Source organism: Ruegeria sp. YTSC106 (genome assembly GCF_059609765.1).
In genome coordinates this window covers 1-25,720 of the sequence record NZ_JBXWMI010000014.1, presented here as the reverse complement: position 1 = coordinate 25,720, position 25,720 = coordinate 1, and the positions used below count along the sequence as shown (strand labels likewise).

Annotated in this window: 29 protein-coding genes; 10 read left to right on the top strand and 19 right to left on the bottom strand. The window is 58.6% G+C overall.

Features of this window, described 5'->3' with window-relative positions; translation table 11 throughout:
* Nucleotides 1-43 precede the first annotated feature (43 nt).
* Together AC2FEB_RS17620 and AC2FEB_RS17615 are read left to right on the top strand one after the other, a co-directional pair.
* Nucleotides 44-742, top strand: a complete 699-nt coding sequence (locus tag AC2FEB_RS17620; RefSeq protein WP_496675418.1) for a glutathione S-transferase family protein — start codon at nt 44-46, stop codon at nt 740-742.
* Nucleotides 739-1,125 carry a DUF1801 domain-containing protein gene (locus AC2FEB_RS17615; protein ID WP_496675416.1) on the top strand — a complete coding sequence of 129 codons (387 nt, stop codon included), beginning with the start codon at nt 739-741 and terminating at the stop codon, nt 1,123-1,125. The genes AC2FEB_RS17620 and AC2FEB_RS17615 overlap by 4 nt, the downstream gene beginning before the upstream one ends.
* Here AC2FEB_RS17615 and rnr read toward each other — a convergent pair.
* The 3 genes from rnr to dapE are packed head-to-tail and all read right to left on the bottom strand — an operon-like array spanning nt 1,116 to nt 5,140.
* Nucleotides 1,116-3,374 (bottom strand): ribonuclease R, encoded by a 2,259-nt coding sequence (rnr, locus tag AC2FEB_RS17610; RefSeq protein ID WP_496675414.1) that lies wholly within the window; start codon nt 3,372-3,374, stop codon nt 1,116-1,118. The genes AC2FEB_RS17615 and rnr overlap by 10 nt on opposite strands.
* Nucleotides 3,375-3,421: 47 nt before the next feature.
* The gene (locus AC2FEB_RS17605; protein ID WP_496675412.1) at nt 3,422-3,997 is read right to left on the bottom strand and encodes a TIGR04282 family arsenosugar biosynthesis glycosyltransferase; all 576 of its coding nucleotides are present in this window, start codon (nt 3,995-3,997) and stop codon (nt 3,422-3,424) included.
* A gap of 3 nt (nt 3,998-4,000) precedes the next feature.
* The gene (gene dapE, locus AC2FEB_RS17600; RefSeq protein ID WP_496675410.1) at nt 4,001-5,140 is read right to left on the bottom strand and encodes a succinyl-diaminopimelate desuccinylase; all 1,140 of its coding nucleotides are present in this window, start codon (nt 5,138-5,140) and stop codon (nt 4,001-4,003) included.
* A 209-nt stretch (nt 5,141-5,349) separates the two neighbouring features.
* Here dapE and AC2FEB_RS17595 point away from each other — a divergent pair, with 209 nt between their 5' ends.
* Nucleotides 5,350-6,408: a transporter substrate-binding domain-containing protein gene (locus AC2FEB_RS17595; RefSeq protein ID WP_496675408.1), complete on the top strand. Its 1,059-nt coding sequence runs from the start codon at nt 5,350-5,352 to the stop codon at nt 6,406-6,408.
* On the opposite strand, the gene AC2FEB_RS17590 is transcribed toward AC2FEB_RS17595, so the two are convergent.
* Nucleotides 6,405-6,749 carry a DUF8846 family protein gene (locus tag AC2FEB_RS17590; protein WP_496675407.1) on the bottom strand — a complete coding sequence of 115 codons (345 nt, stop codon included), beginning with the start codon at nt 6,747-6,749 and terminating at the stop codon, nt 6,405-6,407. The genes AC2FEB_RS17595 and AC2FEB_RS17590 overlap by 4 nt on opposite strands.
* Nucleotides 6,750-7,086: 337 nt before the next feature.
* On the opposite strand from AC2FEB_RS17590, the gene AC2FEB_RS17585 reads away from it, so the two are divergent.
* Nucleotides 7,087-7,314 carry a hypothetical protein gene (locus tag AC2FEB_RS17585; RefSeq protein WP_496884246.1) on the top strand — a complete coding sequence of 76 codons (228 nt, stop codon included), beginning with the start codon at nt 7,087-7,089 and terminating at the stop codon, nt 7,312-7,314.
* Nucleotides 7,315-7,456: 142 nt separating this feature from the next.
* Here AC2FEB_RS17585 and dapD read toward each other — a convergent pair whose 3' ends face one another.
* The 3 genes from dapD to AC2FEB_RS17570 all read right to left on the bottom strand — a co-directional run bounded on the left by dapD (nt 7,457) and on the right by AC2FEB_RS17570 (nt 9,948).
* The gene (dapD, locus tag AC2FEB_RS17580; RefSeq protein WP_496677579.1) at nt 7,457-8,284 is read right to left on the bottom strand and encodes a 2,3,4,5-tetrahydropyridine-2,6-dicarboxylate N-succinyltransferase; all 828 of its coding nucleotides are present in this window, start codon (nt 8,282-8,284) and stop codon (nt 7,457-7,459) included.
* A gap of 108 nt (nt 8,285-8,392) precedes the next feature.
* A complete protein-coding gene (locus tag AC2FEB_RS17575; protein WP_496677577.1) occupies nt 8,393-8,992 on the bottom strand; it encodes a GntR family transcriptional regulator in 600 nt (199 codons plus the stop codon).
* A 44-nt stretch (nt 8,993-9,036) separates the two neighbouring features.
* Complete coding sequence (locus AC2FEB_RS17570) at nt 9,037-9,948, bottom strand: threonine/serine dehydratase (protein ID WP_496677574.1); 912 nt, start codon at nt 9,946-9,948, stop codon at nt 9,037-9,039.
* A 79-nt stretch (nt 9,949-10,027) separates the two neighbouring features.
* On the opposite strand from AC2FEB_RS17570, the gene AC2FEB_RS17565 reads away from it, so the two are divergent.
* Together AC2FEB_RS17565 and AC2FEB_RS17560 are read left to right on the top strand one after the other, a co-directional pair.
* Entirely contained in the window at nt 10,028-10,870 is an 843-nt protein-coding gene (locus AC2FEB_RS17565) for an LOG family protein (protein ID WP_496677572.1), read from the top strand.
* A gap of 3 nt (nt 10,871-10,873) precedes the next feature.
* On the top strand, nt 10,874-11,971 hold the full coding sequence (locus tag AC2FEB_RS17560) for a cystathionine gamma-lyase (RefSeq protein ID WP_496677569.1): 1,098 nt from the start codon (nt 10,874-10,876) through the stop codon (nt 11,969-11,971).
* Here AC2FEB_RS17560 and AC2FEB_RS17555 read toward each other — a convergent pair whose 3' ends face one another.
* Nucleotides 11,972-12,355 (bottom strand): hypothetical protein, encoded by a 384-nt coding sequence (locus AC2FEB_RS17555; protein ID WP_117871931.1) that lies wholly within the window; start codon nt 12,353-12,355, stop codon nt 11,972-11,974.
* 160 nt (nt 12,356-12,515) lie between these two features.
* Here AC2FEB_RS17555 and AC2FEB_RS17550 point away from each other — a divergent pair, with 160 nt between their 5' ends.
* The 3 genes from AC2FEB_RS17550 to AC2FEB_RS17540 all read left to right on the top strand — a co-directional run bounded on the left by AC2FEB_RS17550 (nt 12,516) and on the right by AC2FEB_RS17540 (nt 15,493).
* The gene (locus AC2FEB_RS17550) at nt 12,516-13,436 is read left to right on the top strand and encodes a DnaJ C-terminal domain-containing protein (RefSeq protein ID WP_299902478.1); all 921 of its coding nucleotides are present in this window, start codon (nt 12,516-12,518) and stop codon (nt 13,434-13,436) included.
* Nucleotides 13,433-13,771, top strand: coding sequence for a hypothetical protein (locus AC2FEB_RS17545; RefSeq protein WP_117871922.1), 339 nt, complete (start codon nt 13,433-13,435; stop codon nt 13,769-13,771). The genes AC2FEB_RS17550 and AC2FEB_RS17545 overlap by 4 nt, the downstream gene beginning before the upstream one ends.
* A 63-nt stretch (nt 13,772-13,834) precedes the next feature.
* On the top strand, nt 13,835-15,493 hold the full coding sequence (locus tag AC2FEB_RS17540; RefSeq protein ID WP_496677565.1) for a U32 family peptidase: 1,659 nt from the start codon (nt 13,835-13,837) through the stop codon (nt 15,491-15,493).
* 6 nt (nt 15,494-15,499) lie between these two features.
* On the opposite strand, the gene AC2FEB_RS17535 is transcribed toward AC2FEB_RS17540, so the two are convergent.
* The 4 genes from AC2FEB_RS17535 to AC2FEB_RS17520 form a co-directional block, all read right to left on the bottom strand.
* The gene (locus AC2FEB_RS17535; protein WP_496677563.1) at nt 15,500-16,117 is read right to left on the bottom strand and encodes a cytochrome P460 family protein; all 618 of its coding nucleotides are present in this window, start codon (nt 16,115-16,117) and stop codon (nt 15,500-15,502) included.
* A gap of 286 nt (nt 16,118-16,403) precedes the next feature.
* A complete protein-coding gene (gene rlmN / locus AC2FEB_RS17530) occupies nt 16,404-17,591 on the bottom strand; it encodes a dual-specificity RNA methyltransferase RlmN (RefSeq protein ID WP_496677560.1) in 1,188 nt (395 codons plus the stop codon).
* Between the two features lie 117 nt (nt 17,592-17,708).
* Nucleotides 17,709-17,879 carry a hypothetical protein gene (locus AC2FEB_RS17525; RefSeq protein ID WP_162896866.1) on the bottom strand — a complete coding sequence of 57 codons (171 nt, stop codon included), beginning with the start codon at nt 17,877-17,879 and terminating at the stop codon, nt 17,709-17,711.
* Between the two features lie 142 nt (nt 17,880-18,021).
* Nucleotides 18,022-18,558: an invasion associated locus B family protein gene (locus tag AC2FEB_RS17520; RefSeq protein ID WP_117871914.1), complete on the bottom strand. Its 537-nt coding sequence runs from the start codon at nt 18,556-18,558 to the stop codon at nt 18,022-18,024.
* 179 nt (nt 18,559-18,737) lie between these two features.
* On the opposite strand from AC2FEB_RS17520, the gene AC2FEB_RS17515 reads away from it, so the two are divergent.
* Nucleotides 18,738-19,736 (top strand): asparaginase, encoded by a 999-nt coding sequence (locus AC2FEB_RS17515; protein ID WP_496677557.1) that lies wholly within the window; start codon nt 18,738-18,740, stop codon nt 19,734-19,736.
* A gap of 5 nt (nt 19,737-19,741) precedes the next feature.
* Here the strand turns inward: AC2FEB_RS17515 and AC2FEB_RS17510 are convergent, their stop codons facing one another.
* From AC2FEB_RS17510 to AC2FEB_RS17480, 7 genes are all read right to left on the bottom strand, one after another.
* Nucleotides 19,742-20,062, bottom strand: coding sequence for a YciI family protein (locus AC2FEB_RS17510; protein WP_496677555.1), 321 nt, complete (start codon nt 20,060-20,062; stop codon nt 19,742-19,744).
* Between the two features lie 22 nt (nt 20,063-20,084).
* Nucleotides 20,085-20,513, bottom strand: a complete 429-nt coding sequence (locus AC2FEB_RS17505) for an SRPBCC family protein (protein WP_496677552.1) — start codon at nt 20,511-20,513, stop codon at nt 20,085-20,087.
* Complete coding sequence (locus AC2FEB_RS17500) at nt 20,501-20,830, bottom strand: ArsR/SmtB family transcription factor (RefSeq protein WP_117872947.1); 330 nt, start codon at nt 20,828-20,830, stop codon at nt 20,501-20,503. The genes AC2FEB_RS17505 and AC2FEB_RS17500 overlap by 13 nt, the downstream gene beginning before the upstream one ends.
* A gap of 42 nt (nt 20,831-20,872) precedes the next feature.
* A complete protein-coding gene (gene serB / locus AC2FEB_RS17495; protein ID WP_496677549.1) occupies nt 20,873-21,751 on the bottom strand; it encodes a phosphoserine phosphatase SerB in 879 nt (292 codons plus the stop codon).
* Between the two features lie 35 nt (nt 21,752-21,786).
* The gene (locus tag AC2FEB_RS17490) at nt 21,787-22,515 is read right to left on the bottom strand and encodes a metallophosphoesterase family protein (RefSeq protein ID WP_496677546.1); all 729 of its coding nucleotides are present in this window, start codon (nt 22,513-22,515) and stop codon (nt 21,787-21,789) included.
* Between the two features lie 119 nt (nt 22,516-22,634).
* Complete coding sequence (gene serA, locus AC2FEB_RS17485; protein ID WP_117871904.1) at nt 22,635-24,230, bottom strand: phosphoglycerate dehydrogenase; 1,596 nt, start codon at nt 24,228-24,230, stop codon at nt 22,635-22,637.
* Between the two features lie 64 nt (nt 24,231-24,294).
* On the bottom strand, nt 24,295-25,449 hold the full coding sequence (locus tag AC2FEB_RS17480; protein WP_496884245.1) for a phosphoserine transaminase: 1,155 nt from the start codon (nt 25,447-25,449) through the stop codon (nt 24,295-24,297).
* Nucleotides 25,450-25,720: the final 271 nt, after the last annotated feature.

Genomic DNA, 25,720 nt, shown 5'->3' with positions numbered 1-25,720 from the left:
CGGTTTATTCATCTGGCACGTCAAAAAAATACGGAGCCATGCGATGCTGACCCTTCTCACCTATCCTTCTGCCTTCGGGCTGTTCAGCGCCAGCCCGTTCTGCGTCAAGACAGCCTTGATGCTTCAACACTCCGGTCAGGTCTGGCAGCGTTCGGACATGCTTGACCCGCGCAAGATGCCGCATCAAAAACTACCAGTGCTGCGAACGCCAGAGCGGTTGATACCGGACAGCGATCTGATCCGCCATTGGCTGGAACAGAAGGGGGCGGAGTTCGATCAGGGGCTTTCGGATGTGGAAAAAGCGCAATCCCGCGCGCTGGTGCGCATGGCCGAAGAGCATCTGTATTTCCACATCGTTCTGGACCGCTGGGGCAATAATGAGGTCTGGCCAATCCTTCGCGAAAACTTTTTCACTGGAATTCCAGCCATAATCCGAAAGCCGGTGTCCAATGCGATCCGAAAATCCGTTCTGAAAGGGATCTCGTCACAAGGGATCGGACGGTTCTCGTTGCCCGAGCGTATGGACCGGGTCGAACGCGATCTCGAGTCGATCTCGGCCTATCTGTGGCAATCCCGCTTCCTGCTGGCGGATCAACCGACATCAGCAGACATGAGCGTCGGCCCGATGCTCGCCGCTATGCGTGCAACGCCTGCAGATACCCCACTGACCCGCAGGATCAAACAGGATAACCTGTTGAACAGTTACGTGGACCGGATGGAACAGGCGATACCGATTGCATGAAACCGTTTGATGACCCCTCAGTCGCCTCGGCCTTTGAAGCCCTGCCCCCGCAAGCACGCGTCGGGGCTCTGGCGCTTCGCGATCTGATCTTTGAAACGGCAAACTCTCTGCCCGCTGCCAATCCACTGCGTGAGGAGTTGCGCTGGGGCCAGCCCGCCTACCTTGCCCCCAAAGGATCAACGATCCGGCTGGGGGCTCACAAATCAGCAGGTTTCGCGCTGTTCGTACACTGCCAAAGCCGATTGATCGGTGATTTCACCTCAGCTTTCCCGGGAGAGGACCGGATCGACGGGAACCGGGCCATTCTGTTCGATGGCCCAGGCCAGATCGATGAAACCCGCCATGGCTGGCTGATTGCCCGGGCGCTGACCTATCATCTTTGACGGCGCTTGCGTTCGACCTTGCGCTTGATCTTGTCCTTCTTGCGCTTGGTGCTGGCTGCCTTGCGTCGCGTCAACCGCTTGGCAGGCCCGCGCCCGCGCGGCAGGGCCTGATCGTCGATGGACAGCAGTTCCAGTTCCAACCCGCCGGTCACAGGCGTCGCCTCGGTCAGCCGCACCGTGACCCGCTGGCCGATGGCGATGATCAGTCCGGTGTCCGAACCCATCAGCGTTCCGGCCTCCCGATCAAAATGGAAGAATTCACGCCCCAAAGACCGCACGGGCACCAAACCATCCGCGCCCGTTTCGTCCATTTTCACAAAGGCCCCGAACCGGGCAATACCACTGATCCGCCCGGTGAACTCGTTGCCCACACGCTCGCTGAGATACGCGGCCAGATAGCGGTCGGTCGTGTCGCGTTCAGCCATCATCGAGCGGCGTTCGGTATCCGAGATGTGCGCGGCCGTCTCTTCGAGCCGGGCAATTTCGTCCTCGGTCAGCCCGTCCTCGCCCCAGCCATGAGCCGAGATCAGCGAGCGATGCACGATCAGATCGGCATAGCGCCGGATGGGCGAGGTGAAATGCGCGTAATTGCGCAGCGCCAGCCCGAAATGGCCGAAGTTTTCCGGGCTGTAATAGGCCTGCGCCATCGACCGCAAGGTGCTGAGGTTGATCAGCTCGGCATCCTCGGTCCCGGCGGCGGCATTCAGCAGTGCGTTCAGATGACGGGTTTGCAGGACCTGCCCTTTAGCCAGGTTCAACCCCGCCGCCAGCGCCGTTTCCCGCAAGCTTTCCAGCTTCTCGGGCGCGGGCTCCTCGTGCACGCGGAACAATAGCGGGCGACGCTTGGCGATCAGGGTTTCGGCAGCTGCGACATTGGCGAGGATCATGAATTCTTCGATCAGCTTATGCGCATCCAATCGGTCGCGGAAAGCCACGCTTTCGACCTCACCTGTATCGCTGAGCACGATCTTGCGTTCAGGCAGGTCCAACTCCAAGGGCTGCCGTGCGGATCGCGCCTTTTTCAGCGCGTCATACGCGGCGTAGAGCGGTTTCAGAACCGTCTCGAGCAACGGCCCTGTGCGGTCGTTCGGATTACCGTCGATGGCCTCCTGCACTTCTGTATAGTTCAACGAGGCGGCCGAGCGCATCAGACCGCGCACGAACCGGTGACTGATCTTGTTGCCATCGGCGTCGATCTGCATCCGCACCGCGATGCAGGCGCGCGGCACGCCTTCGTGCAGCGAACACAGATCACCCGACAGGCGGTCCGGCAGCATCGGCACCACACGGTCGGGGAAATAGCTGGAATTGCCCCGCTTGCGCGCCTCGCGGTCCAGCGCGCTGCCCGGGCGCACATAGGCGGCCACATCGGCAATCGCGACCCAGATCACATAGCCGCCCGGGTTTTTCGGGTCGTCATCAGCATGGGCATAGCAGGCGTCGTCATGATCACGCGCGTCCGATGGGTCGATGGTCAGCAACGGCAAATCCCGCAGATCCTCGCGCCCTGTCAGGCCGGCGGGTTTGGCCTGATCGGCCTCAGCAATCACCTTGTCAGGAAAATCATCCGGGATACCATGCTGATGGATCGCGATCAACGAAACAGCCTTGGGCGCAGTCGGATCACCCAACCGTTCAATGATGCGCGCGCGTGGCAGCCCCATGCGGTTCTTCGGTCCGGCTTGTTCGGCCTCGACCAGTTCTCCGTCCCTGGCCCCAAGAACGGCTCCGTCCGCGACCAGCCATTCGGTTTGGCCCGCCTTGTCGATCGGAACAATCCGCCCGCCTTCGGCTCCTTTCCGGAAGATACCCACAATTTTACGAGGGTTCGTCCCGATACGACGGATCAGGCGTGCTTCGTAATTGTGGTCTTCCTCATGCACGGCCGTCAGACGGGCCAGAATGCGGTCACCCTCGCCCAGCGCCGGGTCACTGGCGCGGGCAATGATCAAAACGACGGGCTCGACCCCCTCGCCATGCCATTCCAGCGGCCGCGCAAACAGGTCTCCATCCTTATTCGGAGCTTTTACCTGCAACACACTGACCGGCGGCAGACGATCCGGGTCGCGATAGCTGCGCTTGCGTTTTTCAAGATGCCCTTCGGCCTCAAGCTCCTTGAGGATGCGTTTAAGATCAATCCGATCCGCGCCCTTGATGCCAAAAGCCTTGGCGATATCGCGTTTCGAGGTCAGGGTGGGGTTCGCCGAGATCCAGTCAAGGACCTCTTGCTTGGTAGGAATTCGAGTCATACGTCCGGCCTAGCATGCGTTTGCGACCGCGTCATGACCAAAAAACCTCAGGGCTTAAGATCGGCAACCGTATCGACATCGCGCAACTGATCAAGCAAAGACACACGGCAGCCTGGGATCGAAGCAAGCGTGTCAGCCAATGCGTGTTCCGACGACCAGCGTACATTGCGAAACAGACCCGCTGGCAAGCCTGTATACCGTTGCGCTCCGACCAGCCAATAGCCACCATCTGGGGCTGGCCCAAACACCATTTGAGAATGCCCCAATGCATCGAAAGCACGGGCAATATGGGGGCGCGAAATCCCTAGTATATCCGCGCCGATCAGGCAAACCGGACCTTTGGGCATCCCGCGCAGCATCCGCGCCATACGATCCCCCAGATCCCCACGCCCCTGCGCCGCGCGCGGCAGGTCAGCTGGCCAGACGCGACTTTTCAGACCTTCCTGATCGGGCGAGACGGCCAGCACGATGTGCCAGCTGGGATCGCGCAGCCGCCGGATCAAGGACCGGGTCTGATGCCGAAACCACCACGCGGCTGCGACCATGCCAATTTCTCGTCCAAGCCGCGTTTTGACGCGGCCCGGACGAGGTTCCTTTACCATGATCACCAATGTGCGTTGCATGGGTCAGGCGAAATAGTCGGTCAGGATACGGGTATAAATCGACTTGAGCTGTTCGATCTGGCCCACCTCGACACACTCGTCGACCTGATGCATCGTACGCCCGACCAGACCGAACTCAATAACCGGGCAGTGGTTCTTGATGAAACGCGCATCCGACGTACCACCGGTCGTCGAAAGCTCGGGCGTTGCGCCTGTTTCTACCTTCACCGCCTTGGCCACCAGATCCGACAATGGCCCCGGCGGAGTCAGAAAGCTTTCGCCTGAAATCTTGATTTTGGCATCTATTTCAACGCCGAACTGAGCGGCCACCTGATCTGCCTCCAGTTTCAGCCAATCACTCAGGCTGGCCCCGGAATGCAGATCATTGAATCGAATATTCACTGTTCCCTTGCACTGCGCCGGGATTACGTTGGTTGCCGCATTCCCGGTGTCGATTGTCACCACTGCCAATGTCGAGGCATCGAAGTGATCCGTGCCCTGATCCAGTTCGTGACCCGCCAACCGATCCATCAGCCGTGCCATAGCTGGCAAAGGATTTTTGGCACGATTTGGATAGGCCGAATGGCCCTGAACACCTGTGATCGTAAACCACGCAGTCATCGATCCGCGACGGCCGATCTTCATCATTTCACCCATCTTGCTCGGGCAGGTGGGCTCACCCACCAGGCAGACTGACATACGTTCATCCGCGCCGTTCATGTAATCGAGCAAGGCGGTCGTGCCATCCAGCGCATCGCCTTCCTCGTCGCCGGTTATGGTCAGGATAATGGCGCCGTCCGGCGGTGTGTCACGTACGAAATCGATTGCCGCAGCGGCAAAAGCCGCAACACCGGATTTCATATCCGTTGCGCCGCGCCCATACATCACACCATCCCGCATTTCGGCCCCAAAAGGCGGCATCGTCCAAGCGGACTCATCGCCGACCGGAACAACATCCGTGTGACCGTTGAACCCGAAGCTCCGAGCATGGCCTTTCCGGCCCCACCGTGCGAACAGGTTGCTGACGCCACCGCGGTCGACACGCGTGCATTCAAACCCGGCATCCGCCAGCACCGCCTCGAGCAGCAGCAGCGCGCCGCCTTCGGCAGGTGTGACCGATGGGCAACGGATCAGATCGGCAGTCAATTGAACGGGATCGGTCATGCAATGGCCTCTGGAACAGTGTCTTTCGCGGGTTCACGCACAGATTCAACGAATTGGCCGGTTTTCCAACCCCAATCCACAAAAAAACCTTTCAACCAACTGAGAAGATATAAAAGCGACACCCTAATAATTCATAGCGATTTACCCCACGACCATCTTGCGGCCCACTGTACAATCGCGTTACTGGGCCGCGAAACAGGTGAATGAATATGAAGCGCGCATTCTTCGCACTGATCTGCCTGACTTTCGCCGTCCTAGCACAGCAGAGCATGGCACAATCCCTCACGGTCACAACGGTGACCCGCCCCCCGTTTTCCTATGTCGAGAACGGTGCGGAAACCGGTTTTTCGATGGATCTGCTTGCTGCGTTGGCCGAGTCGCTGAACTGGGATTACACTGTCAATCGGGTCGATTCATTCTCGGAAATGCTGGACGCGGTGCGGGATGGATCTGCGGATCTTGCAGTTGCCAATATCTCGATCACTGCCCAGCGGGAAACGCAAATGGACTTCACCCAACCGATCTTTGAGGCGGGTCTGCAGATCATGGTGCCATCTGAGGCCAAGCGGCAGCCGTCGCTTCTGCATGCGCTTTTCTCCACAGAGCTGTTCATCGCCATTGGCCTGGCATTCGCCATCCTGCTGGGCGGTGGCATGCTGATGTGGAGCTTTGAGCGCCGCGCCCAACCCTATTTCGACCGCAAGCTGAACGAAGCCTGGTTTCCCTCGTTCTGGTGGGCGCTGAACCTTGTCGTGAATGGCGGTTTCGAAGAGAGGATGCCGCGCACGCCCTTCGGCCGTCTTCTGGGTGTCGTTCTGGTTGTTTCGTCACTGTTCATTGTGTCAGTTTTCACGGCCCGCATCACGTCGGTCATGACCGTGGAAGCGATCACCGGCAGCGTGAATTCCGTGAACGACCTGTATGGCAAGAGTGTCGGGACAATCTCAAACTCAACTGCAGCAAACTTTCTGAACCGACGTGAGATCGAATTCACCGGCTATCCCGGGTTGGAACAGATGCTGGACGCGTTCGAGTCCAAGCAACTTGACGCTGTGGTATTCGATGCACCGATCCTGTCCTACTATGCGGCCCATGAAGGCCGGCGGATTGCATCGATGACAGGAGGCGTCTTCCTGCGCGAGAACTACGGCATCGCTTTCCCGACCGGGTCGCCTCTGGTCGAAGATGTCAACCAGGCCCTGCTTTCGTTGCGTGAAGACAGAACTTATGACGAAATCTATCGCAAGTGGTTCGGCATGCGGAACTAGGCCTGCGCCTCGTCTCCAAAAAACGGTGTCATCTGCGCAACGATCACGGCGTTTTCATCCAGCGCGCGCTGCATCAGGACACGTTCGTCCGGTTCTATGTCATGCCCCTGCGCCTCACGTTCGGCCAGGGTCCCATAGCCGGTGACATCCAAAGGTGCGGTGTCGGCCTGTTTTAGAATAGCCACTGTCTCGCGCACAGCCTCGGCTTCATCCACGCCACTGGCGTAGCAGATCAGTGCCGCCCCGGTCGCACCGTCCGGCAGACCGTCGCCATCCTTGCGGCCGATCTGGACCAGAAGGGTATAGACTTGCTGACGCGAGGGCTTCTTTTGCTTTTCCATGGGCCATGCATTACGCGCGGTATTTTGAAGGGTCAACTGCTTCCATTGATCCCGGCAATGAGTTTGGGGTCTTCAGCGAACCACGACCCTGCCGCGAAGCACAGAGCGCTTGCAAGAAAGCGACTCAGTAAACTCCATTCCCCGATTTCGCTCAATAATTGAGCAGCGTTTCAGTTCAACTCCCAGAGTTGAATCGGGCACATTTTCGCCGCAGTTTGGCCTTATTTTTGGCCATTTCCTGCTGGGTTCGACGCGTTTCTGGCCTTTCATAACAGTGGGGGAAGCCATCTCTACGCTGGGGCCACTGCGTAAGTCATTTTGAAACAGGAGAATTAGAATGAGTGTTCTGTCCAGATTAATGATGACAACTGCAAGTGTGATTGCGCTTTCCGGAGTACCTGCTGTCGCTGTGCTGTCTTTTGTGACGCCAGGTGCGGTTTACGCCCAAGACGGCGGCGGCGACAGCGAAAGCGGCGGCGACAGCGAAGGCGGCGGCGACAGCGAAGGCGCGGAAACCAATGCAGAAAACTCAGAAGTTGATGCAATGCAAGGTGAAAGCCGCTGACCCCCCAAAGGGTGATCCTCTGAGCTGAACATCATGCTCAGGACAGGTTAGGGTCAGGGTTTGGCCTCACCTTGAACGACACCCCAAAAAAATCGAAAGGCCGGAGCGGGTTTGCTCCGGCCTTTCTGTACAACCGGAAAGATCAGTCCCGCAGCAATTCGTTGATGCCGGTTTTCGAACGGGTCTTTTCATCCACCCGCTTCACGATCACGGCACAATACAGGCTGATGTTGTTCTTTGATGGCATCGAGCCCGCGACGACCACAGAATAGGGCGGGACTTCGCCATATGTCACTTCGCCGGTTTCCCGATCCACGATTTTGGTGGATTTACCGATGAACACGCCCATCCCCAGAACCGAGCCTTCGCGGACGATGCAGCCCTCGACCACCTCGGAGCGCGCGCCAATAAAGCAGTTGTCCTCGATGATGGTCGGGCCGGCCTGCATCGGCTCCAGCACGCCGCCGATGCCTACACCGCCCGACAGGTGGACGTTTTTGCCGATCTGAGCGCATGAGCCGACGGTCGCCCAGGTATCGACCATGGTGCCTTCATCCACATAAGCGCCAAGGTTGACGAAGGACGGCATCAGCACCACGCCCGGCGCGATATAGGCCGACTTGCGGACAACGCAGTTGGGAACCGCGCGGAACCCGGCCGAGCGCCATTGGTTTTCACCCCAACCGGCGAACTTGCTGTCCACCTTGTCCCACCAGCCGCCGTCCTGCGGACCACCAGTCTGGATTTCCATGTCCTTGATACGAAAGCCCAGCAGAACCGCTTTCTTCGCCCACTGGTTCACGTGCCAGTCACCGTTTTCCTGCTTTTCAGCAACACGCAGCGACCCGCTATCCAGCGCGTTCAGCGTATCTTCGATCGCTTCGCGTTGTTCACCTGCAGTGGCGGGTGAGATCGTGTCGCGCGCCTCCCAGGCGGCTTCGATGGCGGCTTCCAGTTGCGCGTTGGACATGGGGCGTCTCCCTACAGAATCTGTTCATGTTGGTTTGGCCTATACGCAAGCCGGGCCCATGGCGCAATGCGACGAACACGGGCCGTTTTGCGTCTGAAAGGCCCGCAATCAGCTGGCGCGGCGTATATGTCGGGTCAGAATACCTTTTGCCGTACCCAGGTCCTTCCTCTTGAGTGCCTGAACAAGTGCCGCGTGATCCTTGTCTGTCTGCTGCACCCATTTCGACCGCCAGTGCGCAAACAAATGGCGTGCGCTTGCGATATGCAGGTCGTCAATTGCATGCAAAAGCCGGGGCAACCCGCAAGGTGTCAGAATGGAGCGATGGAACGCTCTGTTCAAAGCCTCCCATTTGGGCATCGTCTGCGCTTCATCACAGGCGGCGCGCGCTTGGTCGATCTTTTCCAACGCTACAGGAGACATGTTTTGCACCGATTGCTGCAACGCCAGTGTTTCCAACGCCACGCGCATTTCGATGACCTCGCGGACCTCTGCCGGGTCCAGCGCTGTGACCCGCATCCCCCGTCGCGGCTCATGCCGGGCCAATCCATGCGCCTCAAGCCGCAACAAGGCTTCACGCACCGGAACATGGCTGGTGTCGAAGGCGCGGGCAATATGATCCTGCCGCAGCTTTTCCCCGGCGCTCAGCTCTCCGGTGATGATCTGCTGGCTGAGGTTTTGGTAAATCGTGTCGGAAATCGTGGCCGTCATGAATTATAGATAAAATCCACAACGACCATCCACAACCCGGTAATTCACCCTGCAAGCGGGTCTGGCGCAATATTCGCGCCGCACACCAGAACGGCCACGCGTTCGCCCGGTTCAGGTCGGTACACGCCCGAGGTCAAGGCTGCCAACGCCGTGGCGCCCGCCGGTTCCACCAGAATGCGATGCGTCTGCCACAACATCTTCTGAGCTGCCGCGATGGCATCATCCGACACCAGAACCGATGTCATCCCCCGCGCCAGGTCAAAACAGATCTGCCCGATCCGGCGCGCGCCCAGGGCGTTGGCCGCGATGCCGGATACCGAGACATCTACCGGTTCACCGGCCTGCAACGCCGCATTCAATGCGCAAGAGGTCTCGGGTTCGATCGCCACGACCTTGCGCGCACCGTCGAACCACGCCAATGCCCCGGCGATCAGTCCGCCACCGCCCACGGCGACCAGAACCGTGTCTGCCTGCAGGCCCTGCGCATCCCATTCCGCAAAGCAGGTCCCCTGCCCCGCCACAGTAGCCGGCGCATCATAGGCGTGTATCTGCATCGCTCCGGTTTCAGCTTCATGCGCCTGGGCCTGTGTCAGCGCATTGGCGTATTCGCCGGACACAACGCTCAGATCCGCGCCGGTTTGACGGATCAATGCAATCTTGGAAGAGCCGGCCAGTTCGGGCACGAAAATCTTGGCCGGATAACCAAGCGCCTGCGCCGCAAAGGCCGCCGCTGCACCATGATTGCCGCCGGATGCAGCCACGACACCTGCATCGGGTACGTCGAGGCTCAGCAACGTATTGAACGCACCTCTCGCCTTGAAACTGCCCGTGTGCTGCATGTTCTCCAGCTTCAGTTCAATGGGATAGCCCGGAATTCGGCTCTCGATCACCGGCGTCACTTGCGTATGTCCGTCGATACGATCCTGCGCCGCTGAAATTTCGTTCTTCCAATTCATTCTTGTCTTTCCGTGACTGGCACTCTGCCCGCGAACCCTATAGCTGTTTGGAAAACACGCAAGCAGGGATCGATCACCCATGAGAGAAGACCGCCACAATCCGTTTCGCGATGCGCAGACAGATCGCTCGACAGCGAGCGAAGTGCCGGACACGCCGCAAACGCGATCGTCCGCCTATCGCCTTGCCTTTGCCGATGAGGAATTCCTGTGCCGGGACGAACTGCGCCCGGTGCGTCTGCAACTGGAATTGCTGAAACCCGAGATGATCATGAGCGAACGCGAGATCACCTCGACCATCGTGATGTTCGGCGGCGCGCGCATCCCTGAGCCATCGCAGAAACACACCGCGCGAACGGAAACGCTGGCTGGTCTGTCGACCTATTATGATGAGGCGCGCGAGTTCGCGCGGCTGATGACCGTGAAATCGAACGATACCGGGTGCCGCGAAAACGTGATCGTCACGGGCGGCGGTCCCGGTGTGATGGAGGCCGGCAACCGAGGCGCACAGGAAGCGGGCGGCTGCTCCATCGGTTTGAATATCGTTCTGCCGCACGAGCAGGCCCCGAACCTCTATGTGACGCCAGATCTCAGTTTCAACTTTCACTATTTTGCCATCCGCAAGATGCATTTCCTGATGCGGGCCCGTGCGATCACAATCTTCCCCGGCGGCTTCGGGACAATGGATGAGTTATTCGAATCTCTCACTCTAATTCAGACCGGCCGGATGGAGCGCGTGCCTTTCCTGCTGTTCGGACGTGATTTCTGGGAGAGGGTCATAAACTGGAAAGCACTGGCCGATGCCGGCACCATCTCGGACGAGGATCTTGACCTGTTCCGCTTTGTGGACACGGCGCAGGAAGCGGTCGAGATCATCGAAAACTGGGAACCCGCCCCGCCCCGCGACGAAATTCCAGGGCGCTGAACCATGGCCCCCAAGACCGGAGAGATGCTGCATCTGCGCGGAAATGCTCTGAGCAAGGGCGAACCTGTGGCGCTGCCGCTGATACAAAGCAGCATGTACCACCTGCCGGGTGCCCCGGATGGACAGGCAAGTTACGGCCGCGTCGACAACCCGACCTGGGTGCATCTGGAACATGTTCTGTCGCATTTGGAAGACGCGCCGTGCCTCAGCTTTCCATCAGGCATGGCAGCGATTTCTGCGGCGTTGTTCGCCACGGTGCAAGCCGGGTCACGCCTGCTGATCCCCTCCGACGGCTATTACGTGACGCGCCTTTTGGCCGATCGTTTCCTGTCGCGACTGGGTGTGATCGTTGAGGAACGCCCCACCACCGCTTTTACCGACGGCGGTTTTGACCGGTTCGATGTGGTCTTTGTAGAAAGCCCCTCGAATCCGGGGCTGCACATGATCGATCTGACAGCGGTCGCCGATCAGGTACGTGCTGCCGGGGGCGTAACCATTGCCGACAACACGACGATGACGCCGCTTGGTCAGCGCCCTCTGGATCTGGGCATCGATGTGGTTGTCTCGTCCGATACCAAGGCAATGGGCGGGCATTCCGACATGCTGATGGGCCATGTGGCCAGCCGCAAAAGCAACATCATGGAAAGGGTCGAGGAATGGCGAAAAGTGTCCGGCTCGATCCCCGGACCACATGAGGCATGGCTGCTGCATCGCGGGCTCGAAACACTGGACGTTCGGTTTGACCGGATGTGCAACTCCGCACAGAAACTGGCCGAACGATTGGCGGAACATCCCGCAGTGAAACAGGTTCGCTATCCCGGGCTGGCCGGTGACCCGTCGCACAAACTGGCGCAAGAGCAGGCCACGCGGTTCGGATTTCTGTTATCCCTGACGCTGGACAGCGAAGACAAAGCCGAAGCCTTCATCAACTGCTGCCCGCTTCTGCGCCCGGCCACGTCATTCGGAGGCGTCCACAGCTCGGCCGAGCGTCGCGCGCGCTGGGGCGACGACGTTGATCCGGCCTTCATCCGCCTGTCCGTCGGATGCGAACCAGTCGACGAACTATGGCACGCTATCGAAACCAGCCTGAACGCTGTATGATTACTTTTTGGGTTCACGCAGCTCTTTGAACACGTAGATCGGCAACACCACGCTGGCGATCAACGCCCCCAACCAGACCAGCAGCGTCGCAGCCAGCAGGTTCGAAACCCCACCCACGGTCAGCCCGGCGGCGACCAGGTCGGTCACGAAAAGACCCACGAAGGTCACGATCAAGGCGATCCCGCCCTTCAGGGCAGGTGCTTTCTTTTCGCCCAGTTTCAGGATCAGGGGTTCGGCCACAACCTGCACAACGGTGAAGACAATCACCACTACGATGAACGAGATCGGCTTGATCGCAAATCCAGACAATATCAGAGAGGCAAGCAACAACCCAATGGCATTTCCGGCCAGCAGAGCCAGGGCGGATTTTATTCTGCGCGTCATGCGGCGATCTCCGTCAAACAATAAGTATAAACATGCAGATATTATCAAGTCTGCGGGATTTTACGAAACAATTCAATCGCCTCTTTCGTTTTACCCGTTGAAATCGCATGGTAGAACACCTTCATCCTGATCAAACCTGTCCCTGACCTGAGAGAGTGATATGAGCGACGACCCCTACACCGTTCTTGGTGTATCGAAGGACGCCAGCGCAGCCGAGATCAAAAAAGCCTACCGGCGCATCGCCAAGGATTGCCATCCGGATCTGAAACCGGGCGATGACGCGGCTGAGGCAAAGTTCAAGGCCGCTGCCGCAGCCTATGATCTATTGAAAGACCCTGAAACACGTGCGCGTTTTGACAACGGAGAAATTGACGCTTCGGGTCAGGAGCGCCCGCAACAGCAATATTACCGAGAGTATGCCGAGGCCGCTGGAAACCCCTATCGGGGGCGTCAGGCGGATCCCGACGACATGTCAGATATCTTCGCGGAGTTCATGCGCGGTCGCGGCGGTTTTGGCGGTCAGCGCAGCCACGAGTTTCACGCTCCGGGTCACAATCTGAACTACACCCTGCAAATCAGCTTTCTGGACTCCGTTTTCGGCGCCAGTCAGAAATTGACTTTGCCGGATGGAGATCGGATCGAGGTCAAAATCCCCGCTGGTATCACCGACGGGCAGACCATCCGGCTGCGTGGCAAAGGGGCCCCGGGATACGGCGAAGGTCCTCCAGGTGACGCTCTGGTGACTGTTTCGGTCGCCAAGCACCCGGTTTTTGAACGTCAGGGCGACGACATCCATATCACGCTGCCCATCACAATCGACGAGGCCATTCTGGGCGGAAAAGTCCCGGCCCCCACGATAGACGGCGGTGTGAATGTCAACGTCCCAGCGGGCACCAGCAGCGGCAAAACGCTCCGGTTGCGCGGTAAGGGAGTAAAGAAGCGCGGCTCGTCCGGTCGTGGGGACCAGTTGATTGAGCTGACTATAACGACACCGAACAAGATTGATGACGAACTGAAGCAGCTCATGGAAACCTGGCGTGAAAAGCACCGCTATGATCCGCGGAAAGGAATGCAGTCATGACCCTGACCGAAAAGGAACTGATCGAAACGGTTTCCCGCCTGACCTCGGACCGCCTGACCGAATACCTGGCGGCGGAAATCGTCATTCCGGAACAATCGGATCAAGGGCTGGTTTATCACAATATCGACGTTGCCCGTCTGGAACTGGCCTGTGAGTTGCACGAACAGTACGACATGGAGACCGATGCACTGTCGATGATGATCTCTCTGATCGACCAGTTGCATGGGCTGCGGGCTGAACTGCGCGAGGCTCTGAACGCAATCGAGGCGCAACCCGAACCTGTGCGGCAGCAACTGGTCAAGGTCATCGGTACAGCGCGATTCCGTCGCAGATAACGGGGTTTTGGGCGCGAATTATTTGGCGTAGAAGGCCGCCTTGATCCTTTGACAGGTAGCGCCATGACTCAGTCCAGATCTGAATTGCTGATGCCTGCGGGCAATCTGCGCAAGCTTAAACTCGCTGTCCTTTACGGGGCGGATGCGGTGTATCTGGGCACGCCCGATATGTCGCTGCGCACGAAATCCGAGTTCTCGCTGGAAGAGGTGATCGAAGGCATCGAGTTCTGCCACAGCCATGGCCGGCGCGCCTATCTGACGCTGAACCTGTTTTCGCACAACAAGGACATCCCGAAGCTGGACGAATACATTGACACCGTCCGCAAGGTGCAGCCGGACGGGTTGATCATCGCCGACCCCGGCGTGTTCCAGTACGTCCGCGACCGCGCACCGGAACTGCCACTGCATATCTCGACCCAGGCCAATATCTGTTCGTGGCTGTCGGTAAAGTTCTGGCAGGATCAGGGCGCGGAACTGGTGGTTTTGGCGCGAGAGGTTTCCTACGCCGAGCTGGTCGAGATTCGCGAAAAATGCCCCGACATCAAGCTCGAGGCCTTCGTCCACGGCGCCATGTGCATGACCTATTCGGGCCGCTGCCTGCTGTCGAACTTCATGGCCGAGCGCGGCGCCAATCAGGGTAATTGCGCCAATTCCTGCCGCTGGAACTATGGGCTGAAACTGCGCCTCAAGGACGGCACCCATCAGGAACTGCGGATCACCGAGGAAAACGCCGACCTATTCGAATTCCTGCTGGAAGAAGGCTGCCGCCCCGGTGATCTGATGCCCATCGAAGAGGACGATCGTGGTGCGTACATCCTAAATTCGCGTGATCTGTGCATCATGCCCAAGCTGGACGAATACCTGAGGATCGGTGTTGACAGCCTCAAGGTCGAGGGGCGCGGTAAATCGGAATATTACGCCGCCATCGTCGCGCGGGCTTATCGCATGGCCATCGATGACTATTTCGCAGACCCCGAAAACTGGGGCCCCAAGCCTTACATGCGTGAACTCGAAACCGTCGGAAATCGCGGCTACACGCTGGCCTTCCACGAAGGCCGGCTGACCAATTATGCGCATGATTACGAACACACCGCGTCGATCGCACAGTGGGAATATGCCGGGATTGTCACCGACGTGACCGAGGATGCGTTTCTGGTCGAGGTGAAAAACAAGCTGGAACCGGGTGATGTGCTGGATTTCGTCTCACCCATCTCGCGCGAGACGGTTCTGCTGCGGGTTTACGACTTTGAACGCGCATCGGACAACGCGCGCGTGGACGCAGTTCACGGCAGCACGAAAACTGTTATCCGCCTGCCTTTCACCCTGTTCGACCACGAGGATACCGACGATCTGCGCACCCGTTTTCCGATCTATTCAGTGCTGCGCAAAGAACGCGCCCTGACCGACGAACACTGGAGCCGCATTCGGTTCGACAAGCTGGTGCAGGGATTGGAAACCTCGGGCCGCGACAATCCCGCGGCCTATGCGCGCCGCCGCGACGAACTGGTCGAGAAGATCGGCGAAGACGGCAACGAACGCCGGTTCAAGACCAACCGCATCGGCACAGAAGGCTGCTGCGGTAAGGGCTGCAACGGTTGCCTGATCTTCTGGCAGGACGACAAATACGCCTTGGCCCGTGAGGTGCTGTCCAAGCGAAAACAAGGGGAACAGCTCAGCCGCCGCGAGGCGACGGAATTGAAGCTGCCGGGCGAAAACGCCTGAGCCGGTTCAGTTGGGCGTTCGAGAGTTTTCCGGCACGTAAAACGTATAGTCCCGATCTGCCACCTGTTCGTGACAGACATGGCAATACGCCACGGCGCCAGCGCGGTCGCCCATAGTGTCCCCAAACACCGAACCGTCCGGCAGGACCATAAGGTAACGCCAGTCTGCCGTGTCCGGGCTGGCACCTTCTGTCAGTTTCTCCATTATGAACATGGCCCCGGGATGTACGTGACCTTCATCTGTCACGGTCATGCTGTCCTTGGCAAGAACCGACCCCATGGGAAGTTCTTCACCTTCCTGCAACGTCCCGTAGTTATGCGCCATGCGATTGGCATAGCTGTTCACATACCGCTGCCCGTGCGTTGCCGAGATATAGGGCGCATCGTTGAAAAGCGGCCAGCTTTGGTAGTTTAGGATCAGGTCCAGTTGTGCCACGGCGTACCCACGCGCCATGCGGCGATTGAGCGATCGGTAGTGTTCCAGAGCCTCTTCCTTGCTCAGCTCGGCAGGGTTTTCGATTGCGATATGAGCGTCCTGACCTTCAGCAAAGGCCAAGCCTGAACCTGAGACAACAGCAAGCGCAGCGGCTCCGTAACGGATGATCGTAAAAAAACTTTTATTCATAATCGTGGCCCACCTGAAATTCAGTTCGCCTGAGCGCCTTCTGACACCACTTGGAACAGTCTAGCGGTATCGCAAAAACTTGCCAGCTCTGACCCGGACAGTTCACCGGCTTGTGCATCAATTTGAAGAAGCAGAGCCCGGCGACGGGCACTGGAAATATAGCAAATTTTGCATGTGGTTTCAGCATCTGAAACATTAAGTTTACAGAAACACTTATGACGTGCAGGCGGATCTGGAAAACACTTAAAGCGCGATCCGGCCAAGCCAGGCCGAGATCGGCCGAACTCTACTGGCTTAGGCCCGTTTCGGCCTCGATTTGTTTGCGCGATTTGCGCGCCCTCTCGGTCGCCGACTTCAACTGACCACAGGCTGCCATGATATCCTCACCGCGCGTCTTGCGGATGGGTGAGGCATAACCTGCCTGATAGATGATGTTGGCAAAGGCGCGGATACGGTTGTTCGAACTGCGCTTGTACGGCGCCCCGGGCCATTCGTTGAATGGGATCAGATTGATCTTGGCCGGAATGTTGTGGCGCTTGATGTGGGCGATCAGACGATGCGCATCTTCGTCGCTGTCATTCAAACCATCCAGCATCACATATTCAAAAGTGATCCGTTCAGAGTTCGACACGTTGGGGTAGCTGGCCAGTGCTTTCAGCAGTTCCTCGATGTTCCAACGCTTGTTGATCGGCACCAGAACGTCGCGCACCTCGTCGGTGGTGGCGTGGAACGAGATCGCCAGCAAGCAGCCGATCTCTTCTGCCGTACGGGCAATTTCGGGCACAACGCCCGAGGTCGAGAGTGTGATACGACGACGCGACAGGGAAATCCCCTCGGGGTCCATGGCGATCTTCATCGCGTCGCGGACGTTTTCGAAATTGTATAGTGGCTCACCCATGCCCATCAGAACGATGTTGGACAGCAGGCGGGTCTCATCCTTGGGTGCGCCGGGGGTCGGCCATTCCTCAAGATCGTCGCGGGCCATCATGATCTGACCTACGATTTCGGCGGATGTCAGGTTTCGTACAAGTTTCTGAGTTCCGGTATGACAGAATGAACAGGTCAGCGTACAGCCTACCTGAGACGAGATGCACAGGGTTCCGCGATCGTCCTCGGGGATATAGACCACCTCGACCTCATGCCCGCCGGCGATGCGACACAGGTATTTGCGGGTGCCATCCTCGGAAACCTGACGTGTCACCACCTCGGGGATTTCGATCACGAAATGCTCGGCCAGTTGTGCACGATAGGCTTTGGCGAGATTGGTCATCTGGGCAAAGTCGCGCACACCCCATTGATAGATCCATTGCCAGATCTGGCCTGTGCGCATCTTGGCCTGTTTCTCGGGCGTGCCGTGTTCAATCAAGGTCTCGCGCAACCTGTCGCGCGAAAGACCGACAAGGTTCACCTTCCCGTCGGGCAGTTTGCGCGGGATGGTCATGACGTCTTGGGTGATCGGCGCTTTGGGCGACATTGGCGTATCTCAAAGGAATCGGGCTTGGGATGCGCCTCTATATAGGAACCTGCGCAAAGATCAAAAGGTTTCCTAAGCTGAGTGGCCCGGCACGATTTACATGCCGGGCCTTTTTGATCAGTTTACCGGCGGCGGTGTGTAGCAATCATTGGCGTCCAGGGTCTGAACCGGATCTTCCGGGCCACATTGCTCGCCCGATATCGGATAGGAATCCGCGGTCTTCTCGCAAGCGCTCAGTGCTGCGACGGATGCGGCCAGAACCAGAGCGATCCAAGTTTTCTGTTTCATCACGATGTCCTCTCTCAATGGCTGAACCACTTAGTTCACGTTGCCGGATGCGAAACCTTGATACGGATCAAAAATGGCAGATGACCAAACGTCAAAATCCCCGCGACCAAGCGGGGCCATTTGAACAATCGGCACACTGAGATCAGTTGGTGCAGCGCTTCTCAGCGTCTTCTATCGCAGCGGTAAAGCCCAGCAGCGAGAAGGTGTCTTTCGTCTGCGTCCCGCGCTCGGACCGGGCGGTCAGAACAGCCTCGGTTCCGCGTTTCAGGGCGGTGATGATCTTGGCATCATCCGCATCCGATGCGGCCCAGGCCCATTCGCCTTCCGTGAACAGTTCGAACTCGGTGCCGTCGACATTCAGGTTAACCGTCGAACCCGCAGCAAACGGATAGCCGCCAGTAAAGGTCAATTGGCCTTTTACCTCGGCATTCGGACGATAGAACACAAACAGCAGGATATCGCTGCGCCGTACAGAAACCACGCGTCCACCACGGGTGTTCACGGTTTCCTTGGGTGCCGAGACGCTCCAGCATTCGGTAGGATCGTCTTCGACAAAAACGCTCCAATCCGTTTTTGCAGCAACACGGTTTGTGCTTGTCGCCTGTTGGGCGATTGCAGAAGTCGCGGCGATGCCTGCCACACACAGGCCCGCAATCGTACGAACGAGCTTTGATCCCATTTGTCCAGCCTCCTAGCTCGACCCTTACCTCATACCCATCGGACACGTCTGCGAACCCTGCCGGTTCGTCTATTCGTTTGCGTATTCCGATGATTGCCGACATACACACACTAACGCAGGTTTCGCCACAGGCGAAAGGGCGATTGGCAGAATTTTGCGCATAAATTTCGGAGGTCCAGATGACGCAGCCCATACCCATGACAGAACTCTGGCGCGGCGCGCTGCTGGAAAGTCTTCATCTGGGTCATGCGGTGATTTGCGATGACACGGGTCAGATCGTGCGCAGTTGGGGCGACCCGCAATCCATCATATACCCGCGGTCATCCGCCAAGATGATTCAAGCGCTTCCGTTGGTCACATCAGGGGCGGCGGCGAAATACGGGCTGACCAGCGAACACCTGGCGTTGGCCTGCGCCTCGCACAATGGGGCAGCGATCCACACGGATCGCGTGACGGCGTGGCTGGACCATCTGGGGTTAAACGAGCACGATCTGCGGTGCGGCCCACAAGAGCCCGCTGACACAGCCGCGCGCGACCGGCTGATCCTGGCCGACGATACGCCTTGCCAGATCCACAACAATTGTTCCGGCAAGCATTGCGGCTTTCTGACTCTGGGCCAGCACATGGGCGCAGGGCCGGAGTATCTTGAGATTGATCACCCGGTACAACAGGCCTGCCTGTCTGCCATCGAAGAAACGACGGGCGAGACCAGCCCGGCATACGGCATCGATGGCTGTTCGGCCCCGAATTTCGCCACATCGCTCGTCGGTCTGGCGCGGTCGATGGCATGGTTTGCCAGCGCTTCGGATAGGTCTGATCGCTTCAGCGACGCCGCAGCTCAGCTGGTTGGGGCCATGGTCAAACACCCGGAACTTGTTGCCGGTGAGACCCGGGCCTGCACCGAGCTGATGCGCGCAATGAACGGACGTGTTGCCATCAAGACCGGGGCCGAGGCCGTGTTCGTGGCCATCGTCCCGGAAAAACGCATGGGCGTTGCGCTGAAGATCACCGATGGCACCACCCGCGCCAGTGAATGTGCGATCGCCGCGATACTGGTAAGCCTTGGCGTGCTGGAGGCCGATCACCCGGCCACCCGCAGATTCATGAACGCCACGCAATACAGCCGTCGCGGGCTGGAATGCGGCGTGATCAAACCAGCAACGGGTTTCCCCGACTAAGGCCCTTACATCTCGATTTCGTGGATTTCGGCCATTTCAACCGAGCCTGTCCCGTTGACGACCATCGGGCAGCCTTTGGCCATCTCGGTCGCAGCGTCGATACTGTCAGCCTTGATCACAGTGAAGCCCGAGGCCGGGTTCGCGCCGCCGTTATCGACCACTCCGTTGCTGCTGACTGTGTGAGACTGCCCAACCGGGTTGCCGGGGATAACGAGGGCTTCGCCCATATTTTGAAACCAAGCCCCCCAAGCGGCCATGGTCGCCTCGATCTCGGCGGGGTCGGTCGGCGTGTGACCCCCATGATAGACAAACAAAAACTGGGGCATATCGCTCCTCCCTGATGAAATCCTATTTGCAAAGTGCTTCGAGTTTGCGCAGCGAAGACGTCCAACCCTGATTGTGGTTCGCGGATGCTTCGGCATCGGCCAATTCGCGGTGGTCCAGCACAAGGTGGGCACCGCTTTCGGTCGCAGCAACGGAAAGGGTCACATGGCTTTCGGCACCGCGTTGATCCTGATCGTCATGCCAACCCCATGTAAAACCCACCGACTTCGGCGGGTCGACATGTGTCACGTGGCCCGAGACCTTGTATCGCTGGCCCTCGCCATTCTCCATCACCGAATACCAAGGGCCGGTGCGTGAGAAATCCAGGTTGTGTTCCGGCACGTGCATCCCTTCGGGCCCCCACCATTGCAACAGCTTGGCACCATCGCTGATCCATGCAAACAGTTCTTCGGGACTGACGGGGAATTCCCGCTCCAGTTTCAGGTCGGCCATGAATTCTCCCTTTCGATAATATCACTCAGACGGTCGAGGCTACCTTCCCAGAATTGCCGCTTGGAAATCGTCCAGTCGGCAATCGCCCGCAATCCTTCGGATCGGATGGAATACATGCGTTGTGTGCCTTGCACACGCTGCTGCACCAACCCGGCTTCGCGCAGCACCTTGAGGTGGCGTGAAATCGCGGCGCCGGACATGCCGCGCCCTTCGATCAGATCACCGGCAGGCAGCTCGCCCTGCTCCATCAATTGCTCGACAATCGAGAATCGGGTGGCATCGGACAAAGCGGAGAACGTGGTCAGAAGTGTGCTCATATCCACTATTTAACACTAATGTTAAATAAAAGATAGTCCTGATCAGCCGCCTACAAAATCGGCGCGGCAATAGCCTTGCAGGTAAAGCAGCGCCGTCAGGTCGCCGTGATTCACCCGCACGTCGCATTTCGCGGCCACCGACGGCTTGGCATGAAGGGCAACCCCGGTTCCGGCCCGACCAAGCATTCCAAGGTCGTTGGCCCCGTCACCCACGGCGATCGCGTCACTTTCAGACAGGCCAAGCCGCGCCGTAATCTGCTCGAGCGCTTCGATCTTGGCCTGACGCCCCAAAATAGGACGCGCGACGTCTCCGGTCAGCTTGCCATCTTCAGCCAGCAAAGTGTTGGCGCGGTTTTCATCGAATCCCAAAAGCTCTGCCACCCGCGCGGTAAAGGCCGTAAAGCCACCGGATACCAATGCTGTATAGGCCCCGTTGGCCCGCATCGTCGCCAGCAATTCCCTGCCTCCGGGCATCAGAGTGATCCGTTCCCGCAGAACTTTGCCGATGACGCTTTCATCCAAATGCTTCAGCAAACCAACCCGCTCGATCAGGGCACCTTCGAAATCAAGCTCTCCGTTCATGGCGCGAGCCGTTATGTCCTTGACCCGGTCGCCGACGCCGGCCTCATCCGCCAATTCGTCGATGCATTCCTGCTGGATCATCGTGCTGTCCATGTCGGCCAGCAGCATCTGTTTGCGCCGTCCTTGCGCGGGTTGCACAATCAGGTCCACCCCCATCCCTTGCAGGTCTGCCCAAACGTCCCACCGATTGTCGGGGATGGCGTTCAACTCAAACTCTGCCGCCTCATCCGGGTTGAGCCAGAGGGCCTCTCCACCACCCCACGCATTACGCAAGGACTCAGTCAATGCGCTGTCCAGCGACGGCGCTGCCGGATTGGTCAGCAAAGTGGCGACATACATATTCAATCTCCAGTGTCCTACCCGAACGGGGTGACTTAGGGGGTCAACGCTAAACGGCCCTGATCGGTCAATTCCCAGCAGGACTGCCCTTCGAACACCGCAACACCCACCGGGCGTCCGTATCCGGCACCTGTGTCCAGATTGACGCGATTTCCATAATGCGTTGCCCGATCCACCGGAGTATGACCATGCACGATCAGCTTGGGATGCGGGCCCGGATGGGCATGGAAATCCTGTCTGATCCAGACCAGATCGTTGGCGCGCTGCTCTTTGAGCGGCACGCCCGGACGAATGCCCGCATGAATAAAGGCTAGCCCGGGCGTCTGATGCATCAGAACCAGATCGCGCAGAAAGGTCAGGTGCGATTTCGGCACCGCCGCCTGCGCCATCTGATGCAGATCTTCCAGACGGATCTGGCCTTCGAATTCCACGCCATAACTGCGCAGGGTCTCGACCCCGCCCAGCCTTTCATGCAGCCAATGATACCCGACAAGCAAATGCGGATCGTGACGTGGCGTGTCCTCCATGAACCAGGCGAACATGCGATCATGGTTGCCCAGCAGAGTGATCCAGTTCAGGCCCGCATCGCGCCCGGCAATCAGGCGCTCGATCAGCCCGCGGCTGTCGGGGCCGCGATCCACGTAATCACCCAGAAACACGATCTGGGCATCCGGGCCGCCATCGCCCTGGATCAGAAACAGCGCGCGCTCCAGCTCGGCCACCTGCCCGTGCAGATCACCAACAACGTAGATAGGCTGTGTCATAGATCCTCCGACGGTAAGATTCAGCTTGCTTGTGCCGCAGATTGCAGCCTGAGAAAACAAAGGACCCGGGCCTTCGGTCAACCGGGTCCTGAACTGTTTCTCAAACTCTACAGGCCACGTCAGGTGACATCAAACTCCAACGGCTTGATCTGTGTGAACAGACCCGTTTCCGCCAGCTTGGCGCGTGCCTCAGCCGGAACCGGTTCGTCAACATAAAGCAACGCAATTGCTTCTCCGCCGGCCTCGGATCGACCCAGGGTAAAGTTCGCGATGTTGACGTTGTTCTCACCCATTGTCCGCCCCAGAGCACCGATGATGCCCGGCACGTCTTCGTTGGTGGTGTAAAGCATATGGGCGCCGACCTCAGCGTCGATATTGATGCCCTTGATCTGGATGAAACGCGGTTTGCCGTCACTGAACACGGTGCCACCGATGGAACGCTCGCGTTTGTCGGTCACAACGGTAACTTTGATATAGCCCTCGAAAGCACCCGATTTGTCCTGATTGGTGGTCGAGATCTTGATCCCGCGCTCTTTGGCGACAACCGGGGCCGACACCATGTTCACCTCGGGGTTGAACTTTTTCATTATCCCGGCGACCACGGCGCAGTTCAACGCCGCCAGGTTCATTTCAGCGGCAACACCATCATACAGGATATTGATCGCCTTGACCGGCTCATCGGTCATCTGGCCGATGAAGCTGCCGAGATGGCCGGCCAGCTTGATCCACGGCCCCATCACCTTGGCTTCTTCCGCCGTCACACTGGGCATGTTCAAAGCGTTCTCGACCGCACCTGTCAGCAGGTAGTTCGAGATCTGCTCGGCCACTTGCAGCGCCACATTCTCCTGCGCTTCAGTCGTTGCTGCACCAAGATGTGGCGTGCAGACCACGTTGGGCAGGTTGAACAAGGGGTTGTCCTTGGCGGGTTCTTCACTGAACACGTCAAACGCGGCGCCCGCAACATGACCGGATTGCAGCGCCTCTGCCAACGCCTCCTCATCTACCAGACCACCACGAGCGCAGTTGATGATGCGCACGCCTTTCTTGGTTTTGGCGAGGTTCTCGCGGCTCAGAATACTACGGGTCTGATCCGTCAGCGGCACGTGCAGGGTGATGAAGTCGGCGCGAGACAGCAACTCGTCCAGCTCAACCTTTTCCACGCCCATCTTGGCGGCTTTCTCTTCGCCCAGATAGGGATCATAGGCGATGACTTTCATCTTCAGGCCAAGCGCGCGCTCGCACACGATGCCGCCGATGTTACCCGCACCAATGACACCGAGCGTTTTGTTCGTCAGCTCGATCCCCATGAACTTGGACTTTTCCCACTTGCCCGCATGGGTCGAAGTCGAGGCCTCGGGGATTTGCCGCGCCACGGCGAACATCATCGCAATCGCGTGTTCTGCGGTGGTGATCATGTTGCCGAATGGCGTGTTCATCACGATCACACCTTTTTTCGACGCCGATTCCTTGTCGATATTGTCAGTGCCGATTCCGGCGCGGCCGATCACCTTCAGCTTGTCGGCTTTTTCCAGAATGGTCGGCGTGACCTTGGTAGCCGAGCGGATGGCAAGACCGTCATATTGACCGATCACCTCGGCCAATTTGTCCTTGTCCTTGCCCAGATCGGGCATGAAATCCACGTCAATGCCGCGATCACGGAAAATCTGAACGGCGGTTTCGCTGAGTTTGTCGGAAACGAGTACTTTGGGAGCCATGTCTGTGGTCCTTGAATGTAATGAGAAATCCGAGCCGATGCGGCCCGGTGAAGATGGGATGCGATCAGGCGGCTTCTGTTTGCGCCGCGATTTCGGCCTCAAAGGCCCATGCCAGCCAAGGCAGCATCGCTTCGATATCCGAGGTCTCGACCGTACCGCCGCACCAGATCCGCAAGCCCGCAGGCGCATCGCGATAGGCACCGATATCCAGCGCGATATTCTCGGCTTCCAGCCGTTTGGCCACAGCCTTGGCAAAGCTTGCGCCGTCCTGAATACGGGCATCTGTGAATTTCAGACAGACGGATGTGTTCGACCGCGTCTCAGCGTCTTCGGCCAGGTTTTCGATCCAGTCGTTCTTATCGCAGAACGCATGCACGGCACCGGCATTGGCGTTCGCACGGGCAATAAGGCCCTTCAGGCCACCGACCGAACGCGCCCAATCCAGTGCAAACAGATAATCCTCAACGGCCAGCATTGACGGCGTGTTGATCGTAGCCCCCGTGAAGATACCTTCGATCAGCTTGCCACCCTTGGTCAGGCGGAAAATCTTGGGCAGCGGCCATGCCGGCGTGTAGCTTTCCAGACGCTCAACAGCACGGGGCGAAAGGATCAGCATCCCATGCGCAGCCTCACCCCCCAGAACTTTCTGCCAGCTGAAGGTGGCCACATCCAGCTTGTCCCAGGGCAGGTCCATCGCAAACGCCGCCGAGGTCGCATCACAGATCGTCAGACCCTGACGGTCATCCGCAATCCAGTCGCCATTCGGCACCCGCACGCCCGAGGTCGTGCCGTTCCATGTGAAAACCACGTCATTGGCGAAATCAACAGACGCCAGATCCACGATCTGCCCGTAGTCGGCGGTCTTTATCTCGGCATCGATTTTCAGCTGCTTGACCACGTCGGTGACCCAACCGGACCCAAAGCTCTCCCACGCCAGCATCTCGACCTTGCGCTCGCCCAGCAACGACCAAAGCGCCATTTCGACCGCGCCGGTGTCAGACGCAGGGACGATGCCAATCCTGTAATCAGCTGGAATGCCCAGGATCTCACGCGTGCCCTCAATGGCCGCCTTCAGCTTGTCCTTGCCAACAGCGGCACGGTGCGAACGCCCCAGGGCGGCATCGGCCAGTTTGGTCAGATCAAATGTGGGGGGTTTGGCGCAGGGGCCCGAAGAAAAACGCGGATTTGCCGGCCGCGTCGCCGGTTGTTCGATCGTCATGTGTATTACCCTTCCAGATACACGCCCCTCGTTGGGGAGGGGTGTCCCACGCACAGGGCTATGGGTCCTTCGCACCCGCAGCAAGCGGAAAAGACTCTTCGTTGAGTGAAAACGACATCTAAAAAGGGCTCAGATCGGAACAGGAGTTTCCGATTGGCGAAAACCCCGCCGAAGTCCGGCGGGGTTTTCGATTTTATTCCGCGGCTTCTTCGTATGCATCCATTGGGGGGCATGTGCAGACGAGGTTTCTGTCGCCGTATGCGTTGTCGAC

What these genes read in the sequence shown, in the direction of transcription:
- AC2FEB_RS17480 (WP_496884245.1), bottom strand. Translation starts at nt 25,449, where the DNA reads ATGACGATCGAACAACCGGCGACGCGGCCGGCAAATCCGCGTTTTTCT.
- AC2FEB_RS17515 (WP_496677557.1), top strand. Translation starts at nt 18,738, where the DNA reads ATGACGCAGCCCATACCCATGACAGAACTCTGGCGCGGCGCGCTGCTG.
- AC2FEB_RS17550 (WP_299902478.1), top strand. Translation starts at nt 12,516, where the DNA reads ATGAGCGACGACCCCTACACCGTTCTTGGTGTATCGAAGGACGCCAGC.
- AC2FEB_RS17595 (WP_496675408.1), top strand. Translation starts at nt 5,350, where the DNA reads ATGAAGCGCGCATTCTTCGCACTGATCTGCCTGACTTTCGCCGTCCTA.
- AC2FEB_RS17555 (WP_117871931.1), bottom strand. Translation starts at nt 12,355, where the DNA reads ATGACGCGCAGAATAAAATCCGCCCTGGCTCTGCTGGCCGGAAATGCC.
- AC2FEB_RS17540 (WP_496677565.1), top strand. Translation starts at nt 13,835, where the DNA reads ATGACTCAGTCCAGATCTGAATTGCTGATGCCTGCGGGCAATCTGCGC.
- dapD (WP_496677579.1), bottom strand. Translation starts at nt 8,284, where the DNA reads ATGTCCAACGCGCAACTGGAAGCCGCCATCGAAGCCGCCTGGGAGGCG.
- serA (WP_117871904.1), bottom strand. Translation starts at nt 24,230, where the DNA reads ATGGCTCCCAAAGTACTCGTTTCCGACAAACTCAGCGAAACCGCCGTT.
- AC2FEB_RS17535 (WP_496677563.1), bottom strand. Translation starts at nt 16,117, where the DNA reads ATGAATAAAAGTTTTTTTACGATCATCCGTTACGGAGCCGCTGCGCTT.
- AC2FEB_RS17585 (WP_496884246.1), top strand. Translation starts at nt 7,087, where the DNA reads ATGAGTGTTCTGTCCAGATTAATGATGACAACTGCAAGTGTGATTGCG.
- AC2FEB_RS17565 (WP_496677572.1), top strand. Translation starts at nt 10,028, where the DNA reads ATGAGAGAAGACCGCCACAATCCGTTTCGCGATGCGCAGACAGATCGC.
- AC2FEB_RS17620 (WP_496675418.1), top strand. Translation starts at nt 44, where the DNA reads ATGCTGACCCTTCTCACCTATCCTTCTGCCTTCGGGCTGTTCAGCGCC.
- AC2FEB_RS17560 (WP_496677569.1), top strand. Translation starts at nt 10,874, where the DNA reads ATGGCCCCCAAGACCGGAGAGATGCTGCATCTGCGCGGAAATGCTCTG.
- AC2FEB_RS17545 (WP_117871922.1), top strand. Translation starts at nt 13,433, where the DNA reads ATGACCCTGACCGAAAAGGAACTGATCGAAACGGTTTCCCGCCTGACC.
- serB (WP_496677549.1), bottom strand. Translation starts at nt 21,751, where the DNA reads ATGTATGTCGCCACTTTGCTGACCAATCCGGCAGCGCCGTCGCTGGAC.
- AC2FEB_RS17525 (WP_162896866.1), bottom strand. Translation starts at nt 17,879, where the DNA reads ATGAAACAGAAAACTTGGATCGCTCTGGTTCTGGCCGCATCCGTCGCA.
- AC2FEB_RS17500 (WP_117872947.1), bottom strand. Translation starts at nt 20,830, where the DNA reads ATGAGCACACTTCTGACCACGTTCTCCGCTTTGTCCGATGCCACCCGA.
- AC2FEB_RS17590 (WP_496675407.1), bottom strand. Translation starts at nt 6,749, where the DNA reads ATGGAAAAGCAAAAGAAGCCCTCGCGTCAGCAAGTCTATACCCTTCTG.
- AC2FEB_RS17510 (WP_496677555.1), bottom strand. Translation starts at nt 20,062, where the DNA reads ATGCCCCAGTTTTTGTTTGTCTATCATGGGGGTCACACGCCGACCGAC.
- rlmN (WP_496677560.1), bottom strand. Translation starts at nt 17,591, where the DNA reads ATGTCGCCCAAAGCGCCGATCACCCAAGACGTCATGACCATCCCGCGC.
- AC2FEB_RS17520 (WP_117871914.1), bottom strand. Translation starts at nt 18,558, where the DNA reads ATGGGATCAAAGCTCGTTCGTACGATTGCGGGCCTGTGTGTGGCAGGC.
- AC2FEB_RS17605 (WP_496675412.1), bottom strand. Translation starts at nt 3,997, where the DNA reads ATGCAACGCACATTGGTGATCATGGTAAAGGAACCTCGTCCGGGCCGC.
- rnr (WP_496675414.1), bottom strand. Translation starts at nt 3,374, where the DNA reads ATGACTCGAATTCCTACCAAGCAAGAGGTCCTTGACTGGATCTCGGCG.
- AC2FEB_RS17490 (WP_496677546.1), bottom strand. Translation starts at nt 22,515, where the DNA reads ATGACACAGCCTATCTACGTTGTTGGTGATCTGCACGGGCAGGTGGCC.
- AC2FEB_RS17505 (WP_496677552.1), bottom strand. Translation starts at nt 20,513, where the DNA reads ATGGCCGACCTGAAACTGGAGCGGGAATTCCCCGTCAGTCCCGAAGAA.
- dapE (WP_496675410.1), bottom strand. Translation starts at nt 5,140, where the DNA reads ATGACCGATCCCGTTCAATTGACTGCCGATCTGATCCGTTGCCCATCG.
- AC2FEB_RS17570 (WP_496677574.1), bottom strand. Translation starts at nt 9,948, where the DNA reads ATGAATTGGAAGAACGAAATTTCAGCGGCGCAGGATCGTATCGACGGA.
- AC2FEB_RS17615 (WP_496675416.1), top strand. Translation starts at nt 739, where the DNA reads ATGAAACCGTTTGATGACCCCTCAGTCGCCTCGGCCTTTGAAGCCCTG.
- AC2FEB_RS17575 (WP_496677577.1), bottom strand. Translation starts at nt 8,992, where the DNA reads ATGACGGCCACGATTTCCGACACGATTTACCAAAACCTCAGCCAGCAG.